The sequence below is a fragment of the Bradyrhizobium sp. Bra64 genome (assembly GCF_024519875.1).
Lineage (GTDB): Bacteria > Pseudomonadota > Alphaproteobacteria > Rhizobiales > Xanthobacteraceae > Bradyrhizobium > Bradyrhizobium japonicum_G.
The window spans coordinates 455,637-472,853 of record NZ_JALJRD010000003.1; the positions used below are offsets into that span (position 1 = coordinate 455,637).

Here is a 17,217-nt window from a genome sequence, read left to right on the forward strand (position 1 = left end):
ACTGTCCACAAAGAAGGCATCCGCGCTGCACTGCGGCATGACCGGTTGCACGTTTGTGTACAAACGGTATCGTCGCGACGTACAATTCGCGTGATCGCAGGGCTTGTGATCACAAGGCTTGGAAATGCAAGGCTTGGGAACGCAACGCTTGGGAACGAGATGACGCAAGCACCGATCCGCCTCACCGTGAACGGCAGGGTCCACGAGATCGCGGCGGCGCACGACACGCCGTTGCTCTACGTGCTGCGCAACGACCTCGCGCTCAACGGCCCGAAATATGGTTGCGGCCTCGGCGAATGCGGCACCTGCACTGTCCTGATCGACGGAGCCGCGGCGCGCTCCTGCGTGATTCCGGTCAGCGGCTGCGCCGGCCGCGACATCGTGACGCTCGAAGGGCTCGGCACACGCGACGAGCCTGACATCGTGCAGCAGGCCTTCATCGACGAGCAGGCTGCGCAATGCGGCTACTGCCTCAACGGCATGATCATGACCACCAAGGCGCTGCTCGCCATCAACCCGCAGCCGACCGAGCAGGAAGCGCTGGCGGCGCTGCGCTACAATCTCTGCCGCTGCGGCACCCATGTCGAAATTTTGCGTGCCGTGATGCGTGCATCGGGCCAGCTCACCGAGGCCGCGGATTGATGACCTTCCCTTCCTCGAACGGAGCTGAGCGCCAAGCCGGTTCGCTCGTCGTCGTCCGCACCGTGGACGAGGTCACATCCGAGACTTTCATCCGCATCACCGCGGACGGTTCGATCGCGGCCTATAACGGCCATGTCGATCTCGGCACCGGAATCCGCACCGCGCTTGGCCAGATCGTCGCCGAGGAGCTCGACGTGTCCTTTGCACGCGTCGTCGTGGTGCTCGGCGACACCGCGATCGTGCCGAACCAGGGCGCGACGATTGCGAGCGAGACCATCCAGATCACCGCCGTCCCGCTGCGAAAGGCCGCGGCACAGGCGCGGCACTTCCTTATCGCGCGCGCGGCGGAGCGGCTGGAGCTGCCGGCCGGCGACCTCAAGATCGAGGACGGTCTCGTGCGGGGACACGACAACCGCAGCGTCAGCTATGGCGAGTTGATCGGCGGCGAGATCATTCGCCTCGAACTTGCCGACGATGTCGCGGTCAAGCCCGTCGGCGACTACGCCATCGTCGGCCGGTCGGTGCCGCGCGTCGACCTGCCCGCCAAGGCCACGGGCGAATTGACCTTCGTGCACGACATCCGCCTGCCCGGTATGCTGCACGGGCGCGTGGTGCGCCCGCCCTATGCCGGCGTCGATGCCGGCCCGTTCGTCGGCACCAGCCTGATCGCGGTGGATGAATCCTCGGTGCGCAACGTTCCCGGCATCATCGCCGTCGTCCACATCGGCGACTTCGTCGGCGTAGTCGCCGAGCGTGAGGAGAATGCGATCCAGGCGGCCGCGCAGCTCGCCGTGAGCTGGAAGCCAACGCCTGATCTGACCGATCTTGCCGATATCGAGACCGCGCTGCGCGCCAACCCGTCGACCCCGCGCACGCTGATCGACAAGGGCGACGTGACTACCGCGATATCAGGCGCGGCCAAGCCGATGCGGCGCACCTACGTCTGGCCCTACCAGATGCACGCCTCGATCGGCCCGTCCTGCGCCGTCGCCGACTTCCAGGACGGCAACATCCGCGTCTGGTCCGGGACCCAGAATCCTCACGTGCTGCGCAGCGACCTGGCTTTGCTGATCGAGCGTCCCGAGAGCGAGATCGAGGTCGTCAGACTGGAAGCCGCCGGCTGCTACGGCCGCAACTGCGCCGACGATGTCACCGCCGACGCGCTGCTGCTGTCGCGCGCGGTCGGCCGGCCCGTTCGCGTGCAGCTGACGCGCGAGCAGGAGCACGCCTGGGAGCCCAAGGGCACGGCGCAGCTGATCGACGTCAACGGGGGCCTCGACGCAGACGGCGGCGTCGCTGCTTACGATCTCGCCACGCGTTATCCCTCGAACGCCGCCCCGACGCTGGCGCTGCTGCTGACGGGGCGGATCTCGCCAGAGCCCGACGTCCTCCAGATGGGCGACCGCACCGCGATCCCGCCCTACGATTACGACCACATGCGCGTCGTCGCCCACGACATGGCGCCGATCGTGCGCGCGTCCTGGTTCCGCGGCGTCTCGGCACTGCCGAACACCTTTGCGCACGAATCCTACATCGACGAAGCCGCGACCGAGGCCGGTGTCGATCCGATCGAATACCGGCTGCGCTATCTGAAAGACCAGCGCGCCGTCGATCTCGTCAACGCGGTGGCCGAGCGCGCGGGCTGGACGCCGCGCCCGGTCCGCGAAGAGAAGGACGGCGAGGTCGTGCACGGGCGCGGCTTTGCCTACGCGCTCTATGTTCACAGCAAGTTTCCCGGTTATGGCGCGGCGTGGTCGGCCTGGGTCGCCGATGTCGCGGTGAACAAATCCACCGGCGACGTCAGCGTGACACGCGTCGTTGCCGGGCAGGACTCCGGCCTGATGATCAATCCGGACGGCGTCCGCCACCAGATCCACGGCAACGTCATCCAGTCCACCAGCCGCGCGCTGATGGAAGAGGTCTCGTTCGAGCGCGGCGCGGTGGCGGCACGCGAATGGGGCGCTTATCCCATTATTCCCTTCCCCGACGTGCCCAAGATCGACGTGCTGATGCTGCCGCGCCAGGATCAGCCGCCGCTCGGCGTCGGCGAGTCCGCATCAGTGCCGAGCGCGGCAGCCATCGCGAACGCGATCTTCGATGCCACCGGCGTACGCTTTCGCGAGCCGCCGTTCACGCCGGAGCGTATCCTCACGGGGCTTCGCGGCGACACCCCGGCTACGCCGGAGGCCCTGCCCGGGCCCGCTGCGCCGCAGCCGTCCCGCATCTGGGAAAATCCGTTCGCCAAGCGCGCCGGCATCTTCGCGACCATTGCCGCCGTCTGCACCGCGGCGATCGGCATCGGCGCGGCGCTCCTGCCCGGGCGCGCCATCGCGCCGATCGAGCGGCCCGATGCATCGGTCTATTCTGCGGCGACCATCGCGCGCGGCCAGCAGCTTGCCGCGCTCGGCAATTGCGCGGAGTGCCACACCAGCTTCAGTGGCGCGCTCAATGCCGGCGGCCGCGCGCTTCAGACGCCGTTCGGCACGATCTACGCGACCAACATCACGCCAGATGTCGAGACCGGCATCGGAGCCTGGTCCTATCCCGCCTTCGAGCGCGCGATGCGCGACGGCTTGCATCGCGACGGTCGGCAGCTCTATCCCGCATTTCCCTATACGCATTTTTCGAAGACCAGCGATGCCGACCTTCAGGCGCTGTACGCCTATTTGATGGCGCAGCCCGCGGTGCGCGCGACGGCGCCCGCGAATGCGCTCGCCTTCCCCTTCAATCTCCGCCCGCTGCTGGCGGGCTGGAATGCGCTGTTCCACCGGACCAAGGAGTTCAAGCCTGATCCTGCCAAGTCCGAGCAGTGGAATCGCGGCGCCTATCTGGTCGAGAGCCTCGGCCATTGCAGCGCCTGCCATTCGCCGCGCAATGCGCTCGGCGCCGAGCAGCGCGAGGCCTACCTCGCCGGCGGCTTTGCCGAAGGCTGGGAGGCGCCGCCGCTGACCTCGCTCTCGCACGCGCCGATCCCATGGAGCGAGGACGAGCTTTTCGCATATTTGCGCACCGGTCATTCACGCTTTCACGGCGTCGCGGCCGGCCCGATGGCGCCTGTTGTGAAGGATCTGAAGTCGCTGCCCGATCCGGACATCCGCGCCATGGCGGTCTATCTCAATTCGTTCAACGACACCGCGACCGACGGAAAAGCGCACGATGCGACCGCTCTGAAGCTCGAAGCTGCGACGCAGGTCACTGTCGCATCTTCGACCGGCGCGCGGCTCTACCTCGGCGCCTGCGCCGTGTGCCACGAGGTCGGCGGCCTGCCGCTGTTCGGCAGCCGACCGTCACTCGCGCTCAACAGCAATCTGCACAGCGCCACGTCGGACAATCTCGTGCAGGTGATCCTGCACGGCATTGCGGAGCCCGTCTCGAGCGACCTCGGCTACATGCCCGCGTTCAAGAACAGCATGAGCGACGCGCAGGTCGAAGAGCTCGTCACCTTCCTGCGCAAGCAATTTGCACCCGACAAGCCCGCATGGACCGGTGTCCGCGAGACGATTGCACGGGTGCGCACGTCAACGCGTTAGATTTTCTTGAGCATGACCTTAGCGGAAAACCGCTTCACACTTTTCCGGGTCATGCTCAGCCGTGCTTCGTCGCCTCCACCGGCGGCGTGCCATGGGTGTGGAAGGACTCGATGGTCTTCAACCCCCAGGCCTGCCCCTTCTTGCGCTCCTCCTCGGTCCACACGATCGGCTTCCAGTCGGGCGCGAGGATGAGGCGGGCGCCGGCATTGGCGACTTCGACGCGGTTGCCGCCGGGCTCGTAGACATAGAGGAAGAAGGTCTGCTGGATCGCGTGCTTGTGCGGCCCGGTCTCGATGTGGACGCCGTTCTCCAGGAAGATATCCGCCGCGCGCAGAATCTCCTCGCGGCTGTCCAGCGCGTAGGTGACGTGGTGGAATCGGCCGGGCGTGCCGGAATGATCGAGCGAATAGGCGAAGTCGTAGCTCTTGTTCGACATCGTCAGCCACATCGCGGCTTCACGACCGTCGTTGAGGACGATCTGCTCGGTGAGGCGGCAGCCGAGGTAATTCTCGAAGAACTCGCGGTTGGCCTTGATGTCCACCGCAAGGCAGTTGAGATGGTCGAGGCGGCGGACGTTGACGCCGCGGGCGGGAAAGCGCTGCGCCTGGTTCTTCAGCGCGGGCTTCAGCTCGGGCGGCGCCTGATACCATTCGGTCTCGTAATAGAGCTCGACGATGTGGCCGTCGGGATCGCGGCAGCGGAACGTCGGCCCCTGCCCCATGTCGCCGTCGATCCAGCCGATATCGAAGCCCGAGCCCTTCAGCGCGGCGACGCGGCGCTCGAGCGCCTGCTGGCTGCGCGCGCGCAACGCCATGTGCTCCATGCCCGATGTCTTCGACGCCGTCAGCTTGAGCGAATAGCGCTCGTAATCGTCCCAGCCACGCAGATAGACCGACTCGCCCTTTTGGCCGCTGACGGTCATGCCCATCACGTCGACGAAGAACTTGAGGCTCTCGTCGGGCTTGGGCGTCAGCAGTTCCATGTGGCCGAGATGAGCAAGATCGAAAATCGGTTCGGGCTGCATGGTCTCCTCCAAGGCATCGCCGGATCCGGCGGACCGGCTCCCGCAATCAGGCGCAGGCTGCAAATCCGCTCACGCGCCGGGGCGGCATCAGGGTCGCCGGTTTATTTGTACTAATGTACAAATGATTAGGTCCCGTCAACAAATCAAACTGATTCGGATGGTGCTCCGTCCACATGGCAACATCCTCGAACGGCCGACTGACTGGCCGGATGGTAAAATATTCCTTAAACCCTTTTCGACCCGAAAGCCCAGGAAACCGGCATATTCCGGCCGTTTCCGCCCATCGGTATGCATTAGGAACAAACTTCATGGCCGGATTGTCGCGGATTTAACGAAGCCACCGCGCTTGCCGTTTAACCGTTTGTGCAGCGACGGCCGCGCATAGTCGTCCCAAAGCACTCGCTCTTGCCAGGTTCATTCAAGTGACATCCTTTGGACGCGTGATTTCGGTTCGCGGATCGCTCGCCCGGGTCGGGCTTCTGGCCGAAAGCCGGATGCCGGTCTCGGAGGTTCGGGCGACCGTCGGCCGCTTCGTCAGCATTCGCTGCGCAAGCTCGGTCATCGTCGCGATGATCACCGAGGTCTCCTGCGAAAATCTGTCGAGCGCCGACAATTACATCGCCATCGCCTCGGTCGACCTGCTAGGCGAGATCCTCAACGCCGCCGACAAGGCCAAATTCCAGCGCGGCGTCACCAATTATCCGACCATCGGCGATGCCGTCGACCTGATCACGAGCCAGGAGCTGCGCACGATCTACGCGCCGACCGGATCGGACCAGATCAATGTCGGCTTCCTCCAGCAGGACCGCTCCGTCATCGCCTATGTCGATGTCGAGGAAATGCTGTCCAAGCATTTTGCCGTGCTGGGATCGACCGGCGTCGGCAAATCGACCGGTGTCTCGCTGCTTCTCAACGAGATCCTGAAAGCGCGCCCGAACCTGCGCATCTTCCTGCTCGACGTGCACAATGAATACGGCCGCTGCTTCGGCGACCGCGCGCTGGTGCTCAATCCGCGGAACCTGAAGCTGCCGTTCTGGCTGTTCAATTTCGAGGAAATCGTCGACGTGCTGTTCGGCGGCCGCGCCGGCGTGCCCGAGGAGCTCGACATCCTCGCCGAGGTGATCCCGCTCGCCAAGGGCGTCTACACCCAGTACCAGAATGCCGACCGCATCGGCCTCAAGCGCATCGATCCCAAGCAGGTCGGCTACACCGTCGACACGCCGGTGCCGTACCGCCTGGTCGACCTGTTGTCGCTGATCGACGAGCGCATGGGCAAGCTGGAAAACCGCTCCTCGCGCATCATCTATCACAAGCTGATTTCGCGCATCGAAGCGGTGCGCAACGATCCGCGCTACGCCTTCATGTTCGACAACGCCAATGTCGGCGGCGACACGATGGCCGAGGTGATCAGCCTTCTGTTCCGCCTGCCCGCCAACGGCAAGCCGATGACGGTGATGCAGCTTGCCGGCTTCCCGGCCGAGGTCATCGATTCCGTCGTCTCGGTGCTCTGCCGCATGGCCTTCGATTTCGGCCTGTGGAGCGACGGCGTCTCGCCGCTGCTGTTCGTCTGCGAGGAGGCCCACCGTTACGCCTCCGCCGACCGCAATGTCGGCTTCGGACCGACCCGCAAGGCGGTGTCGCGCATCGCCAAGGAAGGCCGTAAATACGGCGTCTATCTCGGCCTCATCACCCAGCGCCCCGCGGAGCTCGACGCCACCATCATCTCCCAGTGCAACACGCTGTTCACGATGCGTCTTGCCAACGAGCGCGACCAGGCGCTGCTGCGCGCCGCCGTGTCGGATGCGGCCGCGAACCTCTTGTCCTTCGTACCCTCGCTCGGCACCCGCGAGGTGCTGGCGTTCGGCGAAGGCGTCGCGCTGCCGACGCGCCTGCGCTTCAAGGAGGTGCCGCCGCACCAATTGCCGCGCGGCGAAGCCACCATCTCGAGCGTGCCCTCCGCCACCTCCGGCCACGACATGCATTTCGTCAGCGCCGTGCTCGAACGTTGGCGCGGCGCCACCTCGCAGCGTGACGTGCCGAACGACCCCGTGTTCTCGGCACCGCCCGCCAAGACGCTCTCCAACGTCGAGGCCCCGATGCTGCAACCGTCGCTGGGGCTCGATCCGGACCGCTTCTCGCTTCTCAAGAAGCCGCTGCGGTAACGCAACGCTCGCTCCCTGACCCGTCATTGCGAGCCTGGCGTCACGTTGAGCATGGCGCCGGCATCGACTATGGTTGCCGGCCCCAAGCCGGAATCCATGCCCATGACAAAGCCCGCGCAACGCTTCCCCGCCCCCGCCCTCGACACGCTTCCCGACGACATCCGCATGCGCCTTCTCGCCGTGCAGGAGAAGAGCGGCTTCGTGCCGAACGTGTTCTTGACGCTGGCTTACCGCCCCGACGAGTTCCGCGCCTTCTTCGCCTATCACGACGCACTGATGGAAAAGGACGGCGGCCTCACCAAGGCCGAGCGCGAGATGATCGTGGTCGCGACCTCGGCGGCCAATCAATGCCAGTATTGCGTGATCGCGCACGGCGCGATCCTGCGCATCCGCGCCAAGAACCCGCTGATCGCCGACCAGATCGCGGTGAACTACCGCAAGGCCGACATCACGCCGCGGCAGAAGGCGATGCTCGACTTCGCGATGAAGGTCTCGGCCGATGCGCAGCGGATCTCGGAGGAGGATTTCGCCGCGCTCGCTCCGCACGGCTTCAGCGACGACGACATCTGGGACATCGCCGCGATCTCGGCCTTCTTCGCCCTGTCGAACCGGCTGGCGAACTTCACCGGCATGCGGCCCAACGACGAGTTCTACCTGATGGGACGGCTTCCGAAGAAGTGATCGACCGCTCCGTGTCTCGAACGCGAACGTAACGCCTCACCAGCAAACGCAACGCGCGAGTTCCCGTCTAACGGGAACTCGACGTTTTCACAATCAGACACGTTTTCTTAAGATACTCACCCTCAACTAGCAGAAACGCTTCGACACAACTTGCACAGTTTCCGTCAAAGGAGACGCGGATGAGTCGTGCCTGCAGAGGGGATCTGTCTCATGAACGTGCGAGCATTCGCCGTCGCGTCTTGCATTGGTGCAACGTTCTTCGCCGCTGGATACGTATGGAACTATCAGCCCGACGCCATCAACCCCGGCGAAATATGGAGCATGCTTCAATCGGAGCACGGCATGGCGCGAGCCGCTGTCGCACGCGTACTGATCGAGCCGAGTTCAGCTCATTTCAACGGATTGCGAACGGTCGACGCGGACAACGCACGATTCGTGTGCGGCTCCGTGAAGGCGATGGACAAGGAGAGGCAGTATGTCGAGACCGCCTTCGTTTACACGGTCGCGATCGATTATGCCCGTATCGACGACGAGGGACGGATCACGTCGCAGCGCTCGACATACAAGCCCTGCCCAATCGCGGCCGACGACAAAATTGCCGACCGGGGGACGCTGATATCTCCGGGCGCCCTGTCGATGATCAAGACCGTCGAAAAGGTCATACCCAAGTCCAGCGGCGGGACGATGGAACAGCAGCTTGGCCAGTTGGCCGGACAGACAGCGGCGCGCGCACCAGGTTCGGCAGGCGCGCCGAGATCGGGAGTCTCGTCAGGTTCGGCCGGGGCCGGCTGGACGTCAGCAGAGCAGCATCCAGGTTCGCGCGTGGAGGCTGCGCAGAAGGATGAACTCACGTGGCGTGTCGACCAGCCGCCGTCGGTATGGCCGACGTTCCCCTCGGGCCACTCCCTGGCGAAATCAACGCAGAAGCGGACGACCGCTGACGCCCTGGCTTTCGCGAAAGATATCGAGGCTCGCTGGGAGCAGTCGAAATCATCCGAGGGGCCAACGAGGCGTCCTTCGCCGGAAGAGATCAGGGAGGCATGCCGCGCGCTGCTGACGATCGATCCCACGGACAAGGAGTATCCGCGGGCCTGGGCCGCCTTCGTGCGGTTGCGGAAAATCGATCGCGACGCGGCTGCCTGAAGCGGACGTCCAATCCATCCGTGCCGCTCTTGACCCGCTGCGCCGGAGGCAAAAGGAGCCGCGCTAGCCGAGATGCATGCGGAGAACTGGGCGGTCGTCGCTAGAACCGAAGCCGCCGCGCCCACAGCGGTTTCAGCAATTCGAGCATCGTGAGCACCAGCAGTCCCGCGCCGAGCGTGATCATCAAATCGTCCGCATGCAACGGACCAAACCGGAACAGGCCGGAGGCCGGCGGCCAGAGCAGCGCCGTGGCGAGAACGAGGGCGACTGCTGCGAAGATCCAGACCAATGCGGGATTTGGACGGAAGAATGCGGACGCGAACGATGCGCTGAACGACCGGTTGACCAGGACCAGGGCGACGATGCAGACGACGAGCGTCACGAAGGCGAGCGTCCTCGCCTCGTCGGCTGCAAGGCCGGAGCGAAGCGCGCCAATGAAAATGACGGCGGTCAGGGCAAATGCGAAGCTGCCCTGAAGCACGCTCCAGCCAACCAGTGTCCATGAGAACAGTTCGGTATCAGGCCGTCTCGGCGGACGCATCATCGCATCGCGCTCCTCCCGCTCGGCCTCGAACACAAGCGAGCATACGGGGTCGATGATCAGTTCCAGAAACGCGATGTGCACCGGACTGAAAATCAGCGGCAGCCCGAAGACGAGAGGCAACAGCGCCAGCCCGGCAATCGGGATATGAACGGCGAAGATGAAGGCCATCGCCTTGCGCAGATTGTCGTAGATGCGGCGTCCCAGACGAATAGCCGACACGATCGAGCCGAAATCGTCGTCGAGCAGGACGATCGACGACGCCTCTCGCGCGACGTCGGTCCCGCGCCCTCCCATCGCGATTCCGATATGGGCGGCCTTGAGCGAGGGCGCGTCGTTGACGCCGTCCCCGGTCATCGCCACGATCGCGCCGTTGAGCTTCATCGCCTGGACGATGCGCAGCTTCTGTTCCGGCAAGACCCGGGCGAACACGTTCACATGCCCCACGCGGTCTGCAAGTTCCTGATCGTCCGCCCGCTTGACCTGATCGCCGGTCATGACGTCCCCGACCTCGAGCCCGGCCTGGTTCGCGATGGCAACAGCCGTTGCCGGATAGTCGCCCGTAATCATGACGACGCGGATTCCCGCCGCACGGCACTCGCGAACCGCCGCCGGGACAGCAGGCCGCAGCGGATCGGCAAGCCCGACCAGGCCGACAAAGCGAAACACGAAAGCTTGCTGGGTCGGCGGGAGTGAAGCGTCATCGCAGGCGGCGACCGCCATGCCCAGCACGCGAAGCCCGTCCTTCGCCATCGCTCCGACGGCAGCTTGCATCGTCTCTTGCTCGGCAGGGTTCATCTCGCACAGGCGCGCAATCGCCTCGGGCGCCCCCTTCGCGCATACGGTGAGGTCGGCCCGGCCGGCTAACCGCCAGACCTGCGTCATGGCCAGCAGCTCGGGGCGCAGACCGTAGGTACGTACCAGCATCCGCTCGCCATCCAGCGCAGCGCCGTCCCGAAAGGCGTCATGCGCGAACAGATGCAGAGCCTTCTCCATCGGATCGAACGGTTCCGGGGAGCTCGCCAAGACACCACAGCGCGCCAACTCGACAAATTCGGGCCTGGCGTCGTCGTGTCCCACCACCGCCGGACGCATGCGCGCACCATCCGGCAACCGCAGCTCTGCGACGGACATCTGGTTCTGCGTCAGTGTCCCGGTCTTGTCGGTGCACAGAACCGTCGCAGAACCGAGCACCTCGATGGCTGCGGCTCGCCGCGTCAGCACGCGGGCTTGCGAAATCCGCCATGCTCCCATCGCCATGAAGACCGTGAGCACGACGCCGAACTCCTCCGGGAGCATCGACATGCCGATTGCGATTCCTGCGAGCAGCGCTTGCAGCCAATCCCCGCGCAAGACCCCGTAGAGCACGATGGCGGCTAAGCTGACCACGGCGCCGCCGAGAAAGCAGAGCCGCACCAGTCTTGCGATCTGTTGCTGGAGTCGGGGCGGCTCGGACTGCAACCCGCGCAGTGACAGCCCGATCTTCCCGATCTCGCTGCGTGGGCCGGTGGCCTCGACCAGCGCCATCCCCTCGCCGCGCACGACGAGCGAGCCGGAATACACGAAGGGCTGATCCTCGCCGCCGGGCCGGTGATCGACTGATGCGGCCTCGTCGGCGACCTGCTTGCGGACCGGTACGGATTCGCCGGTCAGCAGAGACTCGTCGACTTGCAGATCGCGCGCGTCCACGAGCGCGGCGTCGGCCGGAATTCGATCGCCTTCGCCAAGGACGAGGAGATCTCCGTGCACGACTTCGCGGCCCGGAATGCGCCGACGTGCACCGTCCCGCACCACGAGCGCACGCGGGCTGCTCAGGTCGCGCAAGGCTTCCAGGACGCGCTCGGTCCGGCTCTCCTGCACCACCGTGATGACGATCGACATCGCACCGAATGCCAGGAGGATCAGCGCTTCCCTGAGATCGCCGAGCACGAGGTAGACCAGCCCGCCGCATAGCAACAGCACGAGCATCGGCTCGCGCAGCACTTCCATCACGATGCGCAGCGGACTGCGTCGTTCGGGCCGAGGCAATTCGTTGGCGCCGTCCGCCTTCAGCCTCGCCCGGGCCTCGGTCTCGCTGAGCCCGGCCGATCTGCGGCGTTGCGTCTGGCTCACGTCGTCCGCCGTAGGCTCCAGAGGCTGCCGGCACCGACGATGGCAGTGACGAGCAGAACGGCGATGAAGGTCTGAATGATGGTGAAATTCAAGGCATCGCGCGCGACAAACAGCGCCGTGATCGCGCCGGCGGCGACAAAGAGAATACGAAAGATGAGGCTCATGGCCGTGTCTCCAGGTCAGCATGACTGGAGCCGACCTGGCCTCTCGGCACGGGGCGCAACGCTGGTTCGGCAATCATGCAGGCGGACCATAGCCGCCTACCGCCGCCGCGAATTTGCGAAAGATCAAGCGTGCCCGGGCCGCCGGGTCGCTAGCGTTTCACCATCAAATCCAGCGCCGGAGCAAAGCGCTCGGAGAATGTCAAAGTCCTGGCGTGGTGGACTGCGGCAAACGATGCCGAGATTCCTGCTGACGCGACCGCGAGCAAGGCAACAATGAAAATCAGACGGCGCATATTGGCCTCCTGTGTGAGCTCGATGACCTCACAACATGGGATTGCTCTGTTTCAGGACGGCTTCATCGGCGCGGGAAATGATGTCGCTCAAGCAGCTGTGATGAGGCCCGGTTTGCGGGCCGCGTGCCGCACTGCTGCGAGCGCCCGCGCCTAATCATCCTCCGCCGGTCCGCACCAGCCGGGCAGATAGATTGCATCCCTGCTCTTGGCCGAGGACATCGCCTTCTCGAGCGCCCTGTCGAAATTGGCATCGACCGCCTTGCGCGACAGCTTTCGGCGCAGATAGTCGGCCCACAGGAATTCGGAGAACGGCGTGGTGTCCTTGGCGAAGCCGCCCATGCGGCGGAGCTCGCCGGCCAGGCTGCGGAACGGATCGTCCTTGAGATCGACGACCGATTTCGGCAGATCGCGGAACGGCCGCCTTTCCCCCTTGGCGTCGTAGGGATAGACCCAGCGCTTGTTGTCCATCACGCCCCAGAACGCCTCGCGCTCGACCATGCGGAGATCGCCGACGATGGTGACCAGCACCTCCTTGACGCCCTCGTCGTGTAGCGCGCGGCCGAGGTGATGATGGTCGATCACGTAGTAGCGCTGGTCCGGCCCGTGGACGACCGGGATCATGTGCTTGCCGAGCAGGTCGGCCTGCTTCGACTTGTCGTGCTCGCGCCAGCGCTTGCGCTTCTCCTTGACCTCACGCATGCCGACCGTCATCTGCGTCGGCCGAAGCGACAGGATCGAAACCGGATGCACTCTCGGCTCGCGCGCGTTGGTGGTCATGGTCGAACGGCCCTTCACATGGTTTGTCAACGACGGCTCAGGTTCCCTCGACTATGCCACGGGGCATGGCGCCGGGAAAATGCGCCCGGCCGGGCCTGGAGTTGTTGCATCGCAACTCGTGCATGCCGGGACGACGGCGGTTCCGTGATCGTTCGCGCCCCCCTGCAGGATAGTGCGAATGCGCAATGAAGTTGCGCGTTGAGAAGATTTTCTGCAACGCGTTCATCACGTATGCTATCTAAAAATCGCTGCTTCGGAGTGATCTCTGCACCATGAAAACCCAGCGGCCCATAAGCTCGGATGACGAGCACCGGGTGCTCCAGTTCAGGCCGCGCACCTCGCCTTCCCCGACGGCCCACCGGGGCAACGGTAACGTGCAGCCGTTGCGTGTCGCGCCCGAACCGCTCGACCTGTCGCGCTACGAGCAACCCCGCACCGAGCCCGACGATTTTCGTCACCGCATGCTCGCCAACATCGCGGCACTCGCCTTCACCATCGCCCTGACCGCGATCGGGATCTGGCTCGCGGTCAGCATCGCGGACCTGCGCCGGACCCAGGATTGCGTGCTGATGGGCCGCCGCGACTGCGTCAAGATCACGACGCCGCACATCTAGGCGACATGTCTGGCAACGCCGGCCGCCGGTCGTTCGGCGGAAAGGGCTCCATCGGGCATCCCCAGCCCTGCCCCCACCCCTGTCCGGCTCCATTGAACTCAGGGCGGCGCTCCGATATACGGGCTTTCAACCCGGTCAGAGGGGGGTTGAGGGCGTCATCAGGGGCGCGATGCCCACCCGCCGTGCCACCCTGGATAATCAGACAAATATCCGCAATATATCAAAGGCTTAGTGATGTCCACCACATTCGATCAGGTCGCCACGATCATCGCTGAAACCTGCGACATCCCGCGCGACACGATCACACCCGATAGCCACGCCATCGATGACCTCGGCATCGACAGCCTCGATTTCCTGGACATCGCCTTCGCGATCGACAAGCAGTTCGGCATCAAGCTGCCGCTGGAAAAGTGGACCCAGGAGGTCAACGACGGCAAGGCAACCACCGAGCAGTATTTCGTCCTGAAGAATCTCTGCGCCCGCATCGACGAACTGGTTGCGGCCAAGGGCGCGAGCGCCTAAGCGCGCGGTCATGCAACTCGAATACTTCCACATGATCGATCGGATCGTCGACCTCAATGTCGGCGAGAAGAAGATCGTCGTCGAGGCGCTGGTCCCGAAGGAGAGCACCATCTTCGAGGGGCACTTCCCGGGCTATCCGCTGATGCCGGGCGTGCTCCTGATCGAATCGATGGCGCAGGCCTCGGGCTTCCTCCTGCTTGGCGTGCTCAAGTTCGAGCGCATGCCGATTCTCGCTGCCGTGAAGGAAGCCAAGGTGCGCGGCTCGGTGTTTCCGGGCGACCTGATGACCCTTGAGGCGAGCGTGGCCCATGAGGGCTCGGGCTATGCCATGACCGAAGCCAAGATCCGGGTCGGCGGCAAGCTGCGCGCGAATTCGTCGCTGACCTTCACGCTGATCCCCTTCCCCAATGCGGATATGCGCGGATACATGACGAAAGTCGCCGAGCGAGTCGGCTTTCCGCAACAGGCCGTATCGCCATGACCGACACCACTTCGAAGCCCGGCCAGACGGAAGTCTGGATCACCGGCATTGGACTTGCCACCTCGCTCGGCGAGGGCCTGGACGCCAACTGGACCGCGCTCCAGGAGAAGCGCATCAATGTCGACGAGAAGGGCTTTGCGCCCTACATCGTGCATCCCCTGATGCCGGTCTCTTTCGACAGCCAGATCCCGAAGAAGGGCGACCAGCGCCAGATGGAAGCCTGGCAGCGCATCGGCACCTATGCCGCCGGCCTTGCGCTCGACTCCGCCGGGATCAAGGGCAACAAGGACATCCTGTCGAAGATCGACATGGTGGTCGCCGCCGGCGGCGGCGAGCGTGACCTCAACGTCGATACCGGCGTGCTCACGGCCGAAGCCAAGGGCGCCAACGCGCCCGGCTTCCTCAACGAGCGCCTGATGAGCGATTTGCGGCCGACGTTGTTTTTGGCCCAGCTCTCCAATCTCCTCGCCGGCAACATCGCCATCGTCCACGGCCTCGGCGGCACCTCTCGCACCTTCATGGGCGAAGAAGTCGCGGGCGCCGATGCCGCGCGCATCGCGCTTGCGCGCATCGCCTCGGGCGAGAGCGACATCGCGCTGATCGGCGGCTCGCACAATGGCGAGCGCAAGGACCTGATGGTCCTCTACGAATTCGGCGACTTCAATTTGAAGGACAAGTTCGCACCCGTCTGGGCGCGCAAGGACCACGCCGGCTTCGCGCTCGGCTCGGCCGGCGCGTTCCTGGTGCTGGAGTCCCGGGCGCATGCGGAAGCGCGCGGCGCAAAGCCGTTTGCAAGGCTGTCGAGCGTCGTTGCCGACCTCGCCCGGCGCAAGCAGCCCGGCGACATGGCCGCGACGCTCGAGAAGCTGTGGGCCAAGCTGCCCAGGCGCGAGGGCAAGGGCGCGATCATCACCGGCGCGACCGGCGCGGAGCCTGCGACCTCGGAAGAGCGCGGCTTCCTGAAGGGCCATGCTGAATTCCCGGTGCGCTCGACCGGTACGATGTTCGGCCACACCATGGAAACGCAATTCCCGCTCGGGCTCGCGCTCGCCGCCCTCTCGATCTCGCGCGGCGCGCTGTTCCCGCCGAACGATTCCACGGGGACCGAGATTGAAATGCAGGGGGCGCCCACCCAGATTGTCGTGGTGGGGGCCGGACATTGGCGCGGCGAAGGCATGGCGCTGGTCGAGGCTGTCAGCTGAGCGCGGCGTGCTCTAGCTGGATGCTCTAGCTCTATCGGGGGATCGACATGACTGCACCACGCGACAAACTCGGGCGCCCCGTCGTCGTCGTCACCGGCATGGGCATCATGACCTCGCTCGGCGCCGGCAAGGCCGACAATTGGGCGAAACTCGTCGCCGGCGAATCCGGCATCCGCACCATCACGCGTTTCCCGATCGACGGCCTCAAGACCACGATGGCCGGCACGGTGGATTTCGTCAGCGTCGATCCGTTCTCCTCCACCGGCCTGTCCGAGCGGATGGCCGAGCTGGTCACGGAGGAAGCGCTGGAGCAAGCGGGCATCGGCGCCAAGGCCGATTTCCCGGGTCCCCTCTTCCTGGCCGTTGCTCCGGTCGAAGTCGAATGGCCGCAGCGCCGCGAACTCGGCCGCGCCGTAGGCTCACCCGACTTCACCTATGACGATTTGCTGCGCATCTCCGGCGGCGGCAAGTACAGCGCCTATCATCATCGCTTCATGTTCGGCTCGGTGGCCGCGTATCTGGCCGAGACCTTCGGCACCAAGGGCTCGCCGATCTCTCTGTCGACGGCCTGCGCTTCGGGCGCGACCTCGATCCAGCTCGGCGTCGAGGCGATCCGCCGCGGCGAAACCGACGCCGCGCTGTGCGTGGCGACCGACGGCACCGTCAATCCGGAAGCGCTGGTTCGCTTCTCGCTGCTCTCGGCGCTGTCGACCCAGAACGATCCGCCGCAGGCGGCTTCCCGTCCGTTCTCCAAGAACCGCGACGGGTTCGTCATGGCCGAAGGCGCCGGCGCACTCGTCCTGGAGAGCTACGAGGCCGCCACCGCGCGCGGCGCCAAAATCCTGGGCGTGATCGCCGGTTGCGGCGAGCTCACCGATTCCTTCCATCGCACCCGCTCCTCGCCCGACGGCAAGCCGATCATCGGCTGCATGAACAAGACCCTGGCCGATGCCGGCATGACGCCGGACCAGATCGACCACATCAACGCGCACGGCACCGCGACGCCCGAGAACGACAAGATGGAGTACAACACGACATCGGCCGTGTTCGGCGATCTCGTGCAGAAGATTCCAGTCACCTCCAACAAGTCGATGGTTGGCCACACCATCTCGGCCGCCGGCGCGGTCGAGGCGATCTTCTCGCTGCTGACACTCGAACATCAGCGCATCCCGCCGACGATCAACTACGAGACCCCGGATCCCACGATCCTGTTCGACGTCGTCGGCAACAAGGCCCGCGACGCCCGCGTCACCGCGGTGATGTCGAACTCGTTCGGCTTCGGCGGCCAGAATGCCTCGCTGATCCTGACCCGCGAACCGGCCTGACCGT

15 protein-coding genes are annotated in these 17,217 nt (G+C 65.1%); 10 read left to right on the forward strand and 5 right to left on the reverse strand.

Annotated features, from left to right (window positions below; translation table 11 throughout):
* Nucleotides 1-159: 159 nt before the first annotated feature.
* Both NR187_RS14550 and NR187_RS14555 read left to right on the forward strand, forming a co-directional pair.
* A complete protein-coding gene (locus NR187_RS14550) occupies nucleotides 160-642 on the forward strand; it encodes a (2Fe-2S)-binding protein (RefSeq protein ID WP_256806888.1) in 483 nt (160 codons plus the stop codon).
* The gene (locus NR187_RS14555) at nucleotides 642-4,172 is read left to right on the forward strand and encodes a molybdopterin cofactor-binding domain-containing protein (RefSeq protein WP_256806889.1); all 3,531 of its coding nucleotides are present in this window, start codon (nucleotides 642-644) and stop codon (nucleotides 4,170-4,172) included. The genes NR187_RS14550 and NR187_RS14555 overlap by 1 nt, the downstream gene beginning before the upstream one ends.
* A gap of 55 nt (nucleotides 4,173-4,227) precedes the next feature.
* Here the strand turns inward: NR187_RS14555 and NR187_RS14560 are convergent, their stop codons facing one another.
* The gene (locus NR187_RS14560; RefSeq protein ID WP_211383349.1) at nucleotides 4,228-5,196 is read right to left on the reverse strand and encodes a catechol 2,3-dioxygenase; all 969 of its coding nucleotides are present in this window, start codon (nucleotides 5,194-5,196) and stop codon (nucleotides 4,228-4,230) included.
* A gap of 422 nt (nucleotides 5,197-5,618) precedes the next feature.
* Here NR187_RS14560 and NR187_RS14565 point away from each other — a divergent pair, with 422 nt between their 5' ends.
* From NR187_RS14565 to NR187_RS14575, 3 genes are all read left to right on the forward strand, one after another.
* A complete protein-coding gene (locus tag NR187_RS14565) occupies nucleotides 5,619-7,358 on the forward strand; it encodes an ATP-binding protein (protein ID WP_211383348.1) in 1,740 nt (579 codons plus the stop codon).
* A 102-nt stretch (nucleotides 7,359-7,460) separates the two neighbouring features.
* A complete protein-coding gene (locus NR187_RS14570; protein WP_211383347.1) occupies nucleotides 7,461-8,039 on the forward strand; it encodes a peroxidase-related enzyme in 579 nt (192 codons plus the stop codon).
* 210 nt (nucleotides 8,040-8,249) lie between these two features.
* The gene (locus tag NR187_RS14575; protein WP_211383346.1) at nucleotides 8,250-9,182 is read left to right on the forward strand and encodes a hypothetical protein; all 933 of its coding nucleotides are present in this window, start codon (nucleotides 8,250-8,252) and stop codon (nucleotides 9,180-9,182) included.
* A gap of 100 nt (nucleotides 9,183-9,282) precedes the next feature.
* Here the strand turns inward: NR187_RS14575 and NR187_RS14580 are convergent, their stop codons facing one another.
* From NR187_RS14580 to NR187_RS14595, 4 genes are all read right to left on the reverse strand, one after another.
* Nucleotides 9,283-11,835: an HAD-IC family P-type ATPase gene (locus NR187_RS14580; protein WP_211383345.1), complete on the reverse strand. Its 2,553-nt coding sequence runs from the start codon at nucleotides 11,833-11,835 to the stop codon at nucleotides 9,283-9,285.
* The gene (locus NR187_RS14585; protein ID WP_211383344.1) at nucleotides 11,832-11,999 is read right to left on the reverse strand and encodes a hypothetical protein; all 168 of its coding nucleotides are present in this window, start codon (nucleotides 11,997-11,999) and stop codon (nucleotides 11,832-11,834) included. Before NR187_RS14585 ends, NR187_RS14580 begins: the two co-directional genes overlap by 4 nt.
* Before the next feature lie 149 nt (nucleotides 12,000-12,148).
* A complete protein-coding gene (locus NR187_RS14590; protein WP_211383343.1) occupies nucleotides 12,149-12,292 on the reverse strand; it encodes a hypothetical protein in 144 nt (47 codons plus the stop codon).
* 150 nt (nucleotides 12,293-12,442) lie between these two features.
* On the reverse strand, nucleotides 12,443-13,069 hold the full coding sequence (locus tag NR187_RS14595) for a ParB-like protein (RefSeq protein ID WP_211383557.1): 627 nt from the start codon (nucleotides 13,067-13,069) through the stop codon (nucleotides 12,443-12,445).
* A gap of 272 nt (nucleotides 13,070-13,341) precedes the next feature.
* On the opposite strand from NR187_RS14595, the gene NR187_RS14600 reads away from it, so the two are divergent.
* The 5 genes from NR187_RS14600 to NR187_RS14620 all read left to right on the forward strand — a co-directional run bounded on the left by NR187_RS14600 (nucleotide 13,342) and on the right by NR187_RS14620 (nucleotide 17,213).
* Nucleotides 13,342-13,683 (forward strand): hypothetical protein, encoded by a 342-nt coding sequence (locus tag NR187_RS14600; protein ID WP_211383342.1) that lies wholly within the window; start codon nucleotides 13,342-13,344, stop codon nucleotides 13,681-13,683.
* A gap of 234 nt (nucleotides 13,684-13,917) precedes the next feature.
* Nucleotides 13,918-14,205: an acyl carrier protein gene (locus tag NR187_RS14605; protein ID WP_092025034.1), complete on the forward strand. Its 288-nt coding sequence runs from the start codon at nucleotides 13,918-13,920 to the stop codon at nucleotides 14,203-14,205.
* Nucleotides 14,206-14,215: 10 nt separating this feature from the next.
* Nucleotides 14,216-14,686, forward strand: a complete 471-nt coding sequence (locus tag NR187_RS14610) for a 3-hydroxyacyl-ACP dehydratase FabZ family protein (RefSeq protein WP_211383341.1) — start codon at nucleotides 14,216-14,218, stop codon at nucleotides 14,684-14,686.
* Nucleotides 14,683-15,888 (forward strand): beta-ketoacyl-ACP synthase, encoded by a 1,206-nt coding sequence (locus NR187_RS14615; RefSeq protein WP_211383340.1) that lies wholly within the window; start codon nucleotides 14,683-14,685, stop codon nucleotides 15,886-15,888. The genes NR187_RS14610 and NR187_RS14615 overlap by 4 nt, the downstream gene beginning before the upstream one ends.
* 47 nt (nucleotides 15,889-15,935) lie before the next feature.
* A complete protein-coding gene (locus NR187_RS14620) occupies nucleotides 15,936-17,213 on the forward strand; it encodes a beta-ketoacyl-ACP synthase (RefSeq protein ID WP_211383339.1) in 1,278 nt (425 codons plus the stop codon).
* Nucleotides 17,214-17,217 lie beyond the last annotated feature (4 nt).

Excerpts from the sequence above, each read along its gene's own strand:
- NR187_RS14550 (WP_256806888.1), top strand. The coding sequence starts at position 160 with ATGACGCAAGCACCGATCCGCCTCACCGTGAACGGCAGGGTCCACGAG.
- NR187_RS14555 (WP_256806889.1), top strand. The coding sequence starts at position 642 with ATGACCTTCCCTTCCTCGAACGGAGCTGAGCGCCAAGCCGGTTCGCTC.
- NR187_RS14560 (WP_211383349.1), bottom strand. The coding sequence starts at position 5,196 with ATGCAGCCCGAACCGATTTTCGATCTTGCTCATCTCGGCCACATGGAA.
- NR187_RS14570 (WP_211383347.1), top strand. The coding sequence starts at position 7,461 with ATGACAAAGCCCGCGCAACGCTTCCCCGCCCCCGCCCTCGACACGCTT.
- NR187_RS14575 (WP_211383346.1), top strand. The coding sequence starts at position 8,250 with ATGAACGTGCGAGCATTCGCCGTCGCGTCTTGCATTGGTGCAACGTTC.
- NR187_RS14585 (WP_211383344.1), bottom strand. The coding sequence starts at position 11,999 with ATGAGCCTCATCTTTCGTATTCTCTTTGTCGCCGCCGGCGCGATCACG.
- NR187_RS14590 (WP_211383343.1), bottom strand. The coding sequence starts at position 12,292 with ATGCGCCGTCTGATTTTCATTGTTGCCTTGCTCGCGGTCGCGTCAGCA.
- NR187_RS14595 (WP_211383557.1), bottom strand. The coding sequence starts at position 13,069 with ATGACCACCAACGCGCGCGAGCCGAGAGTGCATCCGGTTTCGATCCTG.
- NR187_RS14600 (WP_211383342.1), top strand. The coding sequence starts at position 13,342 with ATGAAAACCCAGCGGCCCATAAGCTCGGATGACGAGCACCGGGTGCTC.
- NR187_RS14605 (WP_092025034.1), top strand. The coding sequence starts at position 13,918 with ATGTCCACCACATTCGATCAGGTCGCCACGATCATCGCTGAAACCTGC.
- NR187_RS14610 (WP_211383341.1), top strand. The coding sequence starts at position 14,216 with ATGCAACTCGAATACTTCCACATGATCGATCGGATCGTCGACCTCAAT.
- NR187_RS14615 (WP_211383340.1), top strand. The coding sequence starts at position 14,683 with ATGACCGACACCACTTCGAAGCCCGGCCAGACGGAAGTCTGGATCACC.
- NR187_RS14620 (WP_211383339.1), top strand. The coding sequence starts at position 15,936 with ATGACTGCACCACGCGACAAACTCGGGCGCCCCGTCGTCGTCGTCACC.